We start from the raw sequence: 11,743 nt of genomic DNA, 5'->3' as shown, positions 1-11,743 counted from the left end.
TGACGAAAACGCCCCCGGTTTCGGGGGCGTTTTTCATTTCGGGGTCAGCAGGCAGGTGCCGCGCTTTTTCTCTTTATCCTTGGGGCGATAGTAATCGCCGATATGGCTGCGTTGGCCTTGTCCGATCTGCTCCCAGTCGAGCCAATGGCAGTCGTAATCGAGCACATCTGCCATTGCGGTCATCGCCGGGAAGGATGGAATTCCGATCAACGCTTTCTCCTGCCCGTCGATCTGCGGGATCGAGTTCAGCTCGTTATCGGTGCGCTCGCGCATCAGCAGAATGATCGGCCCCGGGCGCTGTGCGAATTCGCTGTCCACGATCACCAGTTCGGGCCCCAGCTGGCGCACCAGCTGGAACAACCGGAAATGGTCCATGACGTGGTAGAGAATGCCGAGAACACCGACCACGTCGAAGCGCTCGCCCGCGTCGATCAGCTTCTGCATTCCGTCGAAGATGTCGTCGCAGATCAGCTTCACCTTCTCGCGCAGATGCGCGCGGGGGAACTGCTCGAAGCGGTCGATCAGCTCCTGCCGCCCTTCGATTCCCACCACTTCCGAGGCTCCCGCAGCGGCGAAGGCATAGGCCCAGCGACCATCATGCGCCGCCAGATCGAGCACACGCTTGCCCGCGATCTCCTGCTCGAGCGGCTTGATGATCATCTTGTGGCGCAGGTTCATCCGCTCCACCGTACCGGGATCCTCGGCATATCGATCGATCTCGGGGAGGAAATCGTAGAAACCCATATTTGCGCTCGGCCCCGCTCTGGTTCATCTTGTTGGCGAGCCTAGGCGTAACGGGAAAACCGGGCAAGACAATGACGGACAGACTGAGCGCGGAACTACTTCTCGCCGGATATGCGCAGGGCATCTTCCCGATGGCTGAAAGCCGCGACAATCCGCAGCTTCACTGGTTCGACCCAGCCTTGCGCGGGATCGTCCCCTTGGACAAATTCCACATTTCGCGCTCTCTCGCGAAAGTCATCCGGCGCGGGGATTACAGTATTTCGACAAATGCCGCGTTTCGCGGCGTGGTCGAAGGCTGTGCCGACCGCGACGAGACATGGATCAACGGACCGCTCTTCGCGCTCTACGATCAGCTCCACGCCGCAGGCTTCGCGCATAGCCTGGAGGTCTGGCAGGATGGGAGACTCGCGGGCGGCATCTTCGGGATTACCCTTGGCGGAGCGTTCTTCGGAGAGAGCATGTTCTCGCGCCGCCCCAATGCCTCGAAAGTGGCGCTCACCTACCTGGTGGACCGGCTGCGTCAGACGGGGTTCAGCTTGCTCGATACGCAATACATCACGCCGCATCTGGCTTCGATGGGCGCGGTCGAGGTGACCCGAAACGAATATCGCGCGCGGCTCGCGCAGGCGCTGCCCCGAGAGTGCGACTTCACCTCAGGCGCGATCCCCGCGCCTCAGTCACTTTTGCATCGGATGACCCAGACGTCGTAACGCGGGTGATCGAGTGCCGAGAGCGCCGGGCTCGAAGCAATCATCCAGCCTGCGAAATCGGGCTGCGGCTTGTCCTCTTCGGTTACCGTCACATAGGCATAGGCATCGGAGGACGGATCGTCGGCCGGGTAGCGGCATTCGCGTAGCGTTACCGTGATGAACCCGTATTTCACGCTCTGCCCGACATTCAGATTGATGTCCGAGGCGATGCCCGACACCTTGTCGAGCCCGCGCAGCATCGCGCCCGTACCGTCAGCCAGCCCCTTCGCGGGCTCATCCTGCGGGATCTGGTCGTCCGGCGTCGTTTGCGTGAAGTCCTGTGCGACAGCGAGCCCTGGAACGAGTGCTGCGATCAAAACCAAAGCGCGGATCATTGCGCCCCCTCCCCTGCGCCGTCGCCACTGCCGCCACCTGCGAATTTCAGCATCAGGTTCAGCATCGAGACCGCGCTCTGCGTGTCGAGAATTTCATCACCCGGCTTGAGATCGTCGATCGCTCCGCCGGGGATCAGTTCGATATAGTTCGCGCCCAAGAGCCCGTCTTGCGTCACCGCGATCACCGTATCCTCGGGCAGCGCAACGCCCTTCTTCACCGAGATCGTGGTGTCGGCGAAGAACGTCTTGGGGTTCAGCGCGACATCCGTCACCGTCCCAACCTTCACGCCCGCAAGTCGCACATCGGTGCCGGGCACGACGCCCCCGATCGACCGGAAGGAGGCATGCAGCGGATAGGAACCACCATCGGCCCCGATTCCCATGCCACGCCCCGCCCAGAGCAAAAAGCCCAGTGCCACGACCAGCACGATCGCGCCGGTAATGATCTCGGTGCGGTTTTCGCTCATAGCGCGGTGGCCTTACTCGGGCTGCCAAGCCTCGTAATCGCGGCGCTCGACCGGGTGCGCGAGGCGAATCGACCCCGGCGGCACATAGGCCGCTTCGGTGCCGGTGTGGTTCTGCTCATGCGGCTTTTCCCATGGCTTATGGGCCAGCGGTTTGTCGGTCGGCGGCTCGTCATAGGTGAAGTGGATCCAGCCATGCCAGTCCGGAGGAATACGGCTCGCTTCGCTCTCGCCGTTATAGATCACCCAGCGGCGCTTGGCGTCCTTGGTGCGGTAATAGATGTTGCCTTGCTCGTCCTCGCCAACTTTCACGCCCTTGCGCGCGGTGAAAAGCTGCGTGCCGACGGTCGAGCCGTTCCACCAGGTGAGAATTCGAAGCAGAAACTTCATGGGGCAACCTCCGCAATGCGTCCCGCCTGTTATATCCGCTGGGGCGTCGAGGTCCAGTACCCGTGCGGGCTCAAGGCGCCTGCGAAGCGGAATTTGCCTGCGGAATCTGCCCGCGGCGAAGGATTTTCATCGCCGGACGCTCGACCCAGTGCCACGACAGCATCGCGAGCGCGACGGTGATCGGCGTTGCGAGGGCGATATTGGAAAGCGGGCCCATCTCGCCCAGGAGCGCCACGACCATCCCCTGCACAGGGAAAGCATAGATATAGATACCGTAGGAGTAGTCGCCCACCCGATTGAACTCGCGCAACCTTCCCGAAGGCAGCCCCGCCAGCCAGAGCGTTGCGTAGGAGACAGCGAGTGCCATCGACGGATACGCCAGAGGGCCGTGCATACTGATAGCCGCCAGAACCGCGAGGGGAAGGGCGACCACCGGCGAGGCCGGAATGCGCGCACGCATCAGGTAGGCCCCCATGCCGAGGAAAAAGGGCAACCCTGGATACCAGAGCGAGCGAAGCGCATAGGCTCCGGGAAAATCGAATGCGGGGGCTTGGCTGAGGCCCGCTAGACCTACTAGAACCGCGGTCATCAGCAGGAGCGGCCTGCGCATCAAGCCAAGCACGCCGAGCAGCGCGACGACCACGTAAAGCCGTATCTCGACCGGCAGCGTCCACAGCGAGCCCTGAACCGTCGGATAGGGATTGCCCTCGAAAACACCAGGCAGATGGTAATCGAGCCGGACGAGACTCACATTGCCGAGCCATGCCAGCCATGTCTCGACCGAGGCGAGGTAGTCGGCCGGGGACAGTCGGCTGAAAATCGGCCCGATGACGAAGGTGACCAGCGAGATCGAGACGATCAACCCGGGGTAAATCCGCGCCACGCGGGCGCGGACATAGCGCCATGGGCTGCTGGAACGCTCGAAGCTCGCCGAGATCAGGAAGCCCGAAATCGCGAAGAACACGAATACCGCAAGCGCACCGAGGCTGAAGCCGGTCGCGGCCTCGAGCGGTTCCAGCGCTCCCGGTCCGAGGCTGATCGGCCAAGCATGCGACACGAGCACGCAGGACGCTGCGATCAGGCGGATCAGGTTGAGATTGTTGTTCTGCCCCGCTGCGAGCGGTGCAAAGCTCTGCCTCATGTCCTTGCCCTTCTGCGAGGGGAATGCGCCAAGAACTAGCGCAAACCCTTCCGCACGAGAAGAAACATGTCGCAAAACAAAGGGGCGAACCGAAGCTCGCCCCTTGCTGAATCGTTGCTTACGTCGCGATCAGCTCGCCGATTTGCCTTCCTTCTTGGCTTCGGCATAGATCAGCAGCGGTTTTGCGTCGCTCTGGGTCACGGCCTCTTCGTTGACCACGACCTCTTCGACCTCTTCCATGCCCGGCAGTTCGAACATCGTGTCGAGCAGGATGTCTTCCATGATCGACCGCAGACCGCGTGCACCTGTCTTCCGCTCGATTGCCTTCTTGGCGATGGCGGTCAGCGCATCGTCGGTAAAGGTCAGCGACACACCCTCGATCTCGAAGAGACGCTGATACTGCTTCACCAGCGCGTTTTTCGGCTCGGTCAGGATGGTCACCAGCGCCTCGGCGTCGAGATCGGTCAGCGTCGCGATGACCGGCAGACGACCGACGAATTCCGGGATCAGGCCGAATTTCAGCAGATCCTCGGGCTCGAGTTCCTTGAACAGTTCACCGATATTGCGGTCTTCGCTATCCTTTACGTCCGCGCCGAAGCCCATCGCCGAGCCCTTGCCCCGCTGCGCGATGATCCGGTCGAGACCCGCGAAGGCGCCGCCGCAGATGAACAGGATGTTTGTCGTGTCGACCTGCAGGAATTCCTGCTGCGGATGCTTGCGCCCGCCCTGCGGCGGCACGGAGGCCACGGTGCCCTCCATGATCTTCAGCAACGCTTGCTGCACACCCTCGCCCGACACGTCGCGCGTTATCGACGGGTTGTCCGACTTGCGGGTGATCTTGTCGACCTCGTCGATATAGACGATGCCGCGCTGCGCCCGCTCGACGTTGTATTCCGACGCCTGCAGCAGCTTGAGGATGATATTCTCGACATCCTCGCCCACATAACCGGCTTCGGTCAGGGTCGTCGCGTCGGCCATCGTGAAGGGCACATCAAGGATGCGCGCCAGCGTCTGGGCGAGAAGTGTCTTGCCGCAGCCCGTCGGGCCGATCAGCAGGATGTTCGACTTCGCCAGTTCGATGTCGGTCTTCGTGCCGTGGTTGAGACGCTTGTAGTGGTTGTGCACCGCGACCGAGAGCACGCGCTTGGCATGTTCCTGGCCGATCACGTAATCGTCGAGCACCTGGCAGATATCGCGCGGGGTCGGCACGCCTTCGGTGGACTTCAGCCCGGCCGATTTCGTCTCCTCGCGGATGATGTCCATGCACAGCTCGACGCATTCGTCGCAAATGAACACGGTCGGACCCGCGATCAGCTTGCGGACCTCATGCTGGCTTTTGCCGCAGAACGAGCAATAAAGCGTGTTCTTGCTGTCGGAGCCGTTCGAGTTCGCCATCTCTTACCTCTGCTGCCCGGGCCGCCCCGGGCTTCGTGAATTGGCCTGTCCCTTCAAGACTAGGACAGGCCAACCGTCACCTCAATGTCAAAATCGTCCCGAAGTTAAGCGGGAGGATCACTTTTCTCCGTCGTCGCTGACCCGGCTTTCAAGGATCTCGTCGATCAGGCCCCACTCCTTCGCGGCCTCGGCGGACATGAAGTTGTCGCGCTCGAGCGCGGCTTCGACGGTCTCGTAGTCGTTGCCGGTATGCTTGACGTAGATTTCGTTCAGGCGACGCTTGAGCTTCTCGGTCTCGCGGGCGTGGATCATGATGTCGGTCGCCTGCCCCTGGTAGCCGCCCGAGGGCTGGTGGACCATGACGCGGCTGTTGGGCAGCGAGAAGCGCATCCCCTTTTCGCCCGCGGTCAGCAGCAGCGAGCCCATCGAGGCCGCCTGCCCGATCACCAGCGTCGAGACCTTGGGTTTGATGTATTGCATCGTGTCGTAGATCGACAGACCGCTCGTCACCACGCCGCCCGGCGAGTTGATGTACATCGCGATCTCTTTCTTCGGGTTCTCGGCCTCGAGGAACAGAAGCTGCGCGCAGATCAGCGTCGACATGCCGTCATGGACCGGGCCCGACAGGAAGATGATGCGCTCCTTCAGCAGGCGCGAGTAGATGTCGTAGGCACGCTCGCCGCGCGAGGTCTGCTCGACCACCATCGGCACCAGCGTGTTCATGTAAAACTCGTGGGGATCTTTCATCTCGGCCCTTCCTGGTCGTTCGACGCTCTTCATAGCGTGTGATCTTTACAGAAGTCTTAGTGACCGCATCGGGGACCTTCAAGGGCACTGACTGCGGGGAAAATGCGCTTGCGGCGCAAATGCTGACCTGCAGCAGGTCCGCGTTAAGGGCATCGAAAGGGGATGGACGTAGCGTGTCCGCGATTTTGCGGGAATGCCCCCGTGTGGAAAAAGAGGCGGAGATGTCCAAATCCGAGGCTGGTGCAAGCGCCTGGCACACCGTGATGGTCAAATTGCTGGCCCTGATCGCGATCGTCGGCATCATGTTCGCGGCGCTGATGACGTTGCTCACGATCAATTCGAACCATCGCCGCGCCAACGAGGCCGCGAGGACGCAGCTCGACCAGATCCTGCCTATGCTCGGTGATTCGGTAACGGATGCGCTGATCACGGGACGGATCGCAGACGCGTCTCATGAGGTCAAAGCGGTGCTCGCGGGCTCCGACGGCGCCGGTCAGTCCGCGCTGGTGCTCAACTTGCGCGGCGACGTTCTGGCTAAGGCGGGCGAGGCCGACCCAGCCTTGGTCACGCTTGCGCAAAACGCGATTGAGGCGCAGGGCCTGAAGAAATCGGCAGACGGGCTGAGCGAAGCAATTCCCCTGCACATTTCCCCGCAAGACGACCCGCTCGCCGTGCTCGCACTGCGATGGAGCCCGGCACCCGCCATCGCGCGCGCTGCCGAGGACATGATACGCAACCTCGCTTTCACGGCCTTGATTTTTGTGGGCATTCTCGGCGGCGCGATGCTCGGCGTACGCTGGCTTATCGCGCGACCGCTCACCCGCGTGACGCAGGCGATGCGCTCCGTAGTCGCGGGGCAGTTCGATGCCGAAATCCCCGCCACCAAGCGCCACGACGAAATCGGCGCGATCGCCCGCGCGCTGCAAACCTTCGCGTCCGAGCTTGCGATCGCCGAATCGCGCAACCGCGCAGCGCGGGTCCACAGCGCCGCACTCGAAAGCGCCTCGGTCGCGATCATTCTCACCGGCAACGATCACGTCATCACCTTCGCCAACGAGGCCGCTTCGGATCTGCTGCGCCCCTTCGCGCCAGAAATCCGATCCTACAACCCGAGTTTCGACCCCGATAAGCTTGTCGGAACCCGCGCGGACCAGATTTTGCCAGCGGGGACGACCGCGGCCGCAGCGCTCAACGGGGGAGCACGCGACACCCTCACCCTCGAAGGCCGAATGCGCGCCGGATCGCTTCTCTGCCTCGTCAGCCCCGTGACCGACGAGGCGGGCGAAAAGATCGGCCATGTCTCGCAATGGCGCAACACCACGGAAGAACGGCGCAATGCCTCGCTGATCTCTGCGATCGACGCCAACCTGCTGCGCGTGGACCTACGTCCCGATGTAACGATCGACACGCTCAATCACGCGTTTGCCGAAGTCTACGGCGCGCCCCGCGAAGAAATGGCCGGGATGTCCCTAGCCGGCCAGATTACCTTCGAGGGCACGCCGGTCTGCGAAATTCTCCGGCGCGATCCGCAGCCATTCGCGGGTATGCTGATGCTGCGCTGTGCAGACGGCCGCCAGACCTGGCTCGAAGGCTCGGTCAACCCGATCCTCGATTCGGACGGCACGATGGTCATGTTCACCGTGCTCGCGAGCGACCGCACCCAGCAGCATATGGAGGCCGAAGCCCGCCGGACAGAACGCGACGCGATGCAAGCCGCCCAACAACACATTGTCGAGACCCTGAAATCGGCCTTGGCCGGGCTATCCGCCGGGGATCTCATGGCCGAGATCACCGCTGAATTCGAAGGCGATTCCAAGACATTGCGTGACGACTTCAACAGCGCAATCGGCGATTTGCGCGACGCGATGCGAAAGGTGCTCGACAACGCCGGATCGATCCGCACTGAGGCGCGGCAAATTTCGTCAAACTCCGATGACATGGCGCGGCGCACCGAACGGCAGGCCGCCACGCTCGAGGAGACCGCCGCCGCGCTCAACGAGATCACCGCCTCGGTCGAGGCGGCCGCCCAGGCCGCCGGCCGCGCGAATGACCTTGTCGAGACCGCCCGGCGCAGCGCGGAAGAAAGCGGCCAAGTCGTTTCCGAAGCCGTGCAGGCGATGTCGGAAATCGAACAAAGCTCGGAGCAGATCAGCCGGATCACCAGCGTCATCGACGAGATCGCCTTTCAGACCAACCTGCTCGCTCTGAACGCCGGGGTGGAGGCCGCGCGCGCTGGCGAAGCCGGACGAGGCTTCGCGGTCGTCGCGTCGGAAGTGCGTGCGCTCGCGCAGCGCTCCTCTGACGCTGCACGCGAGATCGCCGAGTTGATCGCGAACTCCTCAGCACAGGTAAAACGCGGCGTCGGCTTGGTGGGCCAAGCGGGCGATGCGCTCGGGGGCATCCAGTCCTCCGTTTCCGATCTTCTCGCCTATGTCGCGGACAGCGCGAATGCTACGCAGGAGCAAAGCGCGGGCCTGACGGAAATCAATTCCGCCGTCACGCAGCTCGATCAGGTTACCCAGCACAACGCCGCCATGTTCGAAGAGGCCCTCGCCGCTAGCCAGGTCCTCGAACGCGAGGCCGTGGAACTCGGCGAGGCGATGGGACAATTCAAACTTGGCGAGGCATCGGGTGCCAGCCCCAGTCGTGTCGACTCTGCGGACAAACCTGCTGTGGCGCCGCGACGTGCGCCCGAGAAATCGGAGCGCATTGCCTCCGCGCCGCCGAAATCGGCCCCGCGCGATGCTGCTTCGCCTATCAGCGTGTCAGGCAATACTGCCTTGGCTTTGCCGCCGCCGCCCACGGATGACGATTGGGAGGATTTCTAACTCATCACTATGATCCCTGAACCCGCCGATATGCGGCAGCGATCACGACGCGTCGGGATGGGGAACCGAGATCTCGGCCTCGGCCCGATCCGTTGGACCTGCCGCTTGCGTCCCGGCCTCGCCCGCTCGGAACCAAGCCCGGATGGCAGCGCGCTCCTGCGGCTCCATGTAGCTCAAATTCGCAGGCGGCATCGCGTCGGTCAGCCCGGCTTGCACGTAGATTTGCCGCGCGGCGGCGGCGATTTCGCGGGGCGTCTCGAGCTTGATATTCTTGGGCGCATGGCCAATCCCCTCATAGCCGGGCTCGCTCGCATGACACATCGAACAGCGCCCCATTACGATACCGCTCACTTCGTCGAAGCCGGGCGCCGCCGCGAAGCGCTGCTCGAAAGGCGTCAACATGGCGCTGTCCTCGGTGTCCGCCCCGGCATCCGCCTTCGGGATCGAGGACAGCCATACGATCGCAATAAACAACGCCGCGGTGGCGCCCCAGGTCCACCACGGCTTACCCTTATGGGCGTGGTGCGTGTTGAAGAAGTGCCGGATCGTCACCCCCATCAGGAACACCAGGGAGGCGATAAGCCAGTTATAGGCGCTCGCGAAAGCCAGCGGATAGTGGTTCGACAACATCAGGAAGATGACCGGCAGCGTCAGGTAATTGTTATGGGTCGAACGCTGCTTGGCGATCTTGCCGTATTTCGGATCGGGCGTGCGCCCCGCCATTAGGTCGGCCACTACGATCTTCTGGTTCGGAATGATGATCAGGAACACGTTTGCGGTCATGATCGTCGCGGTGAAGGCCCCCAGATGCAGCAGCGCCGCGCGGCCCGAGAAGACCTGCGTATAGCCCCAGGCCATCGCGACGAGAATGACGTAGAGGCCGAGCATGAGCCGGGTATTGTTTTCGCCGAAACGCGATTTGCAGATCAGGTCGTAAAGGAGCCAGCCGAGCGCGAGCGAGCCGATCGAGATCAGAATTGCCCCCCAGACCGGCAGCTCCATCACCCGCGGATCAATCAGATAGAACTGCGCCTGCGTCCAGTAGAGCACCACCAGCATCGCGAAGCCCGAAAGCCACGTCATGTAGCTTTCCCATTTGAACCAGGTCAGCCGGTCGGGCATCTGCGCCGGGGCCACGAGATATTTCTGGATGTGGTAGAAGCCGCCGCCATGGACCTGCCACGCCGCCCCATGCACCCCTTCAGGCGCGCCGGGTTCGGGCACCAGCCCCAGATCGAGCGCGATGAAATAGAAGGACGACCCGATCCACGCAATCGCGGTGATCACGTGCAGCCAGCGCACCGCGAACTGCACCCATTCCAGAAAAAAAGTGTAATCCATCCGTCGTCCCTCGTTTTGCGCCCAGAGTTTCCGAAGCCACGGCCGAGCGCAAGCGATGGCGCGGCGGAACCGCCGGATTTTTGTCCGGATGCTCAAATCACGAGCAGATGGACGCCCCGGGCTCAGCTGCCGCGATAGGTTGAGTAGCCGTAGGGCGAGAGCAGCAGCGGCACGTGGTAATGCGCCCCGGCATCATTCATCCCGAAGCGGATCGGGATATCGTCGAGAAACAGCGGCTCTTCCGCTCCCTGCCCGCTCGCCCGCAGATAATCCCCCGCAGCGAAGACCAGTTCGAACTGCCCGGTGCGAAACCGCTCCGCCGGCAGGATCGGCGAGTCGGTGCGCCCGTCGGCATTCGTCACCATCTCGGCCAGCACCTCACGATCGTCTCCGTTGAGAGCGAAGAGCGTGATCTTGAGCCCGTCCGCCGGGCATCCCCGCGCCGTGTCGAGCACATGGGTGGTCAGATATCCTGCCATCGCGTTCTCCTTCGCCAATCGTCGTCACCGCGACCACTATGCTTTCGGGTGAAACAAACCGCAAGATATCGTGCGCTCACCGGAAGTTGCTTGGTATTTCACACCCTTATGGTTGATCACCGCACAGCTGCCTCTAGGTGACATAACAGGTTCACGTAGCCGTCACATCGATGTCACGTCGGAAGGCGATGGGCAGCGCAGCAAAGAGCGGAAGGATCCTATGGCCCATAAATTGCAGTCTGCCATTTTCCGGACTGTCTCCGCATCGCTTCTCTGCGCAGGCGCCGGGTGCCTGCCTCTCCCCGCCGATCCACCGGAGATGTGACATGAGCCGATCGCGCCATCACAACAAGCACCACTACCGCAGCCTCTTCCTCTCGGATTTTCACCTTGGCTCGCGCGGGTGCAGCCCCGGCCCGATACTCGACTTTCTGCAAAGCGTCCGGGCCGACGCGATCTACCTCGTCGGCGATATCCTCGACCTCTGGCATGGTGGCCCCGTGCAGTGGGGGGATATCCATGCCGAGATCATCGAGACCCTCGAGGCCCATGCCGAGGCCGGAACGCGTATCGTCTACCTGCCCGGCAATCACGATGCGGCACTACGCTCGCCGGGTATGAACTTCCTCAGCTTTGAGCTGGCCGAGACGGCACTCCATGTCGGCGCGGACGGGCAGCGCTACCTTATCGTGCATGGCGATCAATGCGATGCGCGCATTCTGCGCTGGCACGCGATGACCCGTTTCGGAAGCCGGATGGACGCGCTGTTCCGCGGCATCGATGCCTGGTTGCGCCGCCGCCGTGACGTTTCCGAGACAGAGCGCACGTTGATCCAGCTCGCGATCGAGGGGATTAACCACCTGATCGCACGTGGCTCGGGTTACGAGCATCGGCTGATCGCGCTGGCCTCCGAGGCCGGGGTCGACGGGATCATCTGCGGCCACTCGCACAAGCCCGCGCTGCGCGAGGTCGGCGGAATGACCTACGCGAATTGCGGCGACTGGGTGGACAGCCTGACCGCCTTGGCCGAGGATAGTTCAGGCGCATTGCAACTTCTTCAATGGGGCGCGGAGCCCGCCGCGGTCACCGAGACCGGCACCCGCCCCGCCGTCGCAAAGGTTCGTGCATGA

At 62.7% G+C, this 11,743-nt stretch carries 12 protein-coding genes; 3 read left to right on the top strand and 9 right to left on the bottom strand.

Annotation, left to right across the window (positions count from 1 at the left end; genetic code table 11):
• Positions 1-33 precede the first annotated feature (33 nt).
• Positions 34-744, bottom strand: coding sequence for a class I SAM-dependent methyltransferase (locus tag BMG03_RS07615; RefSeq protein ID WP_075774364.1), 711 nt, complete (start codon positions 742-744; stop codon positions 34-36).
• A gap of 71 nt (positions 745-815) precedes the next feature.
• On the opposite strand from BMG03_RS07615, the gene aat reads away from it, so the two are divergent.
• Positions 816-1,454: a leucyl/phenylalanyl-tRNA--protein transferase gene (gene aat, locus BMG03_RS07610; protein WP_075774363.1), complete on the top strand. Its 639-nt coding sequence runs from the start codon at positions 816-818 to the stop codon at positions 1,452-1,454.
• Here aat and BMG03_RS07605 read toward each other — a convergent pair.
• The 6 genes from BMG03_RS07605 to BMG03_RS07580 form a co-directional block, all read right to left on the bottom strand.
• A complete protein-coding gene (locus tag BMG03_RS07605) occupies positions 1,418-1,828 on the bottom strand; it encodes a DUF2155 domain-containing protein (RefSeq protein WP_075774362.1) in 411 nt (136 codons plus the stop codon). The genes aat and BMG03_RS07605 overlap by 37 nt on opposite strands.
• Complete coding sequence (gene mlaD, locus BMG03_RS07600; RefSeq protein WP_075774361.1) at positions 1,825-2,295, bottom strand: outer membrane lipid asymmetry maintenance protein MlaD; 471 nt, start codon at positions 2,293-2,295, stop codon at positions 1,825-1,827. The genes BMG03_RS07605 and mlaD overlap by 4 nt, the downstream gene beginning before the upstream one ends.
• A 12-nt stretch (positions 2,296-2,307) precedes the next feature.
• Positions 2,308-2,682: an NADH:ubiquinone oxidoreductase subunit NDUFA12 gene (locus BMG03_RS07595; RefSeq protein ID WP_075774360.1), complete on the bottom strand. Its 375-nt coding sequence runs from the start codon at positions 2,680-2,682 to the stop codon at positions 2,308-2,310.
• A gap of 70 nt (positions 2,683-2,752) precedes the next feature.
• Positions 2,753-3,823, bottom strand: coding sequence for an acyltransferase family protein (locus BMG03_RS07590; RefSeq protein WP_075774359.1), 1,071 nt, complete (start codon positions 3,821-3,823; stop codon positions 2,753-2,755).
• A 129-nt stretch (positions 3,824-3,952) separates the two neighbouring features.
• Complete coding sequence (gene clpX / locus BMG03_RS07585; RefSeq protein WP_075774358.1) at positions 3,953-5,218, bottom strand: ATP-dependent Clp protease ATP-binding subunit ClpX; 1,266 nt, start codon at positions 5,216-5,218, stop codon at positions 3,953-3,955.
• A 117-nt stretch (positions 5,219-5,335) separates the two neighbouring features.
• The gene (locus tag BMG03_RS07580) at positions 5,336-5,965 is read right to left on the bottom strand and encodes an ATP-dependent Clp protease proteolytic subunit (RefSeq protein ID WP_075774357.1); all 630 of its coding nucleotides are present in this window, start codon (positions 5,963-5,965) and stop codon (positions 5,336-5,338) included.
• A 221-nt stretch (positions 5,966-6,186) separates the two neighbouring features.
• Between BMG03_RS07580 and BMG03_RS07575 the strand changes: the two genes are divergently transcribed.
• Positions 6,187-8,793 carry a methyl-accepting chemotaxis protein gene (locus BMG03_RS07575; RefSeq protein WP_075774356.1) on the top strand — a complete coding sequence of 869 codons (2,607 nt, stop codon included), beginning with the start codon at positions 6,187-6,189 and terminating at the stop codon, positions 8,791-8,793.
• Between the two features lie 42 nt (positions 8,794-8,835).
• Here the strand turns inward: BMG03_RS07575 and BMG03_RS07570 are convergent, their stop codons facing one another.
• Both BMG03_RS07570 and uraH read right to left on the bottom strand, forming a co-directional pair.
• Positions 8,836-10,134 (bottom strand): urate hydroxylase PuuD, encoded by a 1,299-nt coding sequence (locus tag BMG03_RS07570; RefSeq protein ID WP_075774355.1) that lies wholly within the window; start codon positions 10,132-10,134, stop codon positions 8,836-8,838.
• 122 nt (positions 10,135-10,256) lie between these two features.
• On the bottom strand, positions 10,257-10,613 hold the full coding sequence (gene uraH, locus BMG03_RS07565; protein WP_075774354.1) for a hydroxyisourate hydrolase: 357 nt from the start codon (positions 10,611-10,613) through the stop codon (positions 10,257-10,259).
• 326 nt (positions 10,614-10,939) lie between these two features.
• Here uraH and BMG03_RS07560 point away from each other — a divergent pair, with 326 nt between their 5' ends.
• Positions 10,940-11,743: a UDP-2,3-diacylglucosamine diphosphatase gene (locus tag BMG03_RS07560; protein ID WP_077701170.1), complete on the top strand. Its 804-nt coding sequence runs from the start codon at positions 10,940-10,942 to the stop codon at positions 11,741-11,743.

This window comes from Thioclava nitratireducens (assembly GCF_001940525.2).
Classification (GTDB): Bacteria; Pseudomonadota; Alphaproteobacteria; order Rhodobacterales; family Rhodobacteraceae; genus Thioclava; species Thioclava nitratireducens.
The sequence above is the reverse complement of the archived record's forward strand: the minus strand, read 5'-3'. Positions and strand labels throughout refer to the sequence as shown.

Coding starts and splice junctions, on each gene's coding strand:
- BMG03_RS07615 (WP_075774364.1), bottom strand. CDS start 744: ATGGGTTTCTACGATTTCCTCCCCGAGATCGATCGATATGCCGAGGAT.
- aat (WP_075774363.1), top strand. CDS start 816: ATGACGGACAGACTGAGCGCGGAACTACTTCTCGCCGGATATGCGCAG.
- BMG03_RS07605 (WP_075774362.1), bottom strand. CDS start 1,828: ATGATCCGCGCTTTGGTTTTGATCGCAGCACTCGTTCCAGGGCTCGCT.
- mlaD (WP_075774361.1), bottom strand. CDS start 2,295: ATGAGCGAAAACCGCACCGAGATCATTACCGGCGCGATCGTGCTGGTC.
- BMG03_RS07595 (WP_075774360.1), bottom strand. CDS start 2,682: ATGAAGTTTCTGCTTCGAATTCTCACCTGGTGGAACGGCTCGACCGTC.
- BMG03_RS07590 (WP_075774359.1), bottom strand. CDS start 3,823: ATGAGGCAGAGCTTTGCACCGCTCGCAGCGGGGCAGAACAACAATCTC.
- clpX (WP_075774358.1), bottom strand. CDS start 5,218: ATGGCGAACTCGAACGGCTCCGACAGCAAGAACACGCTTTATTGCTCG.
- BMG03_RS07580 (WP_075774357.1), bottom strand. CDS start 5,965: ATGAAAGATCCCCACGAGTTTTACATGAACACGCTGGTGCCGATGGTG.
- BMG03_RS07575 (WP_075774356.1), top strand. CDS start 6,187: ATGTCCAAATCCGAGGCTGGTGCAAGCGCCTGGCACACCGTGATGGTC.
- BMG03_RS07570 (WP_075774355.1), bottom strand. CDS start 10,134: ATGGATTACACTTTTTTTCTGGAATGGGTGCAGTTCGCGGTGCGCTGG.
- uraH (WP_075774354.1), bottom strand. CDS start 10,613: ATGGCAGGATATCTGACCACCCATGTGCTCGACACGGCGCGGGGATGC.
- BMG03_RS07560 (WP_077701170.1), top strand. CDS start 10,940: ATGAGCCGATCGCGCCATCACAACAAGCACCACTACCGCAGCCTCTTC.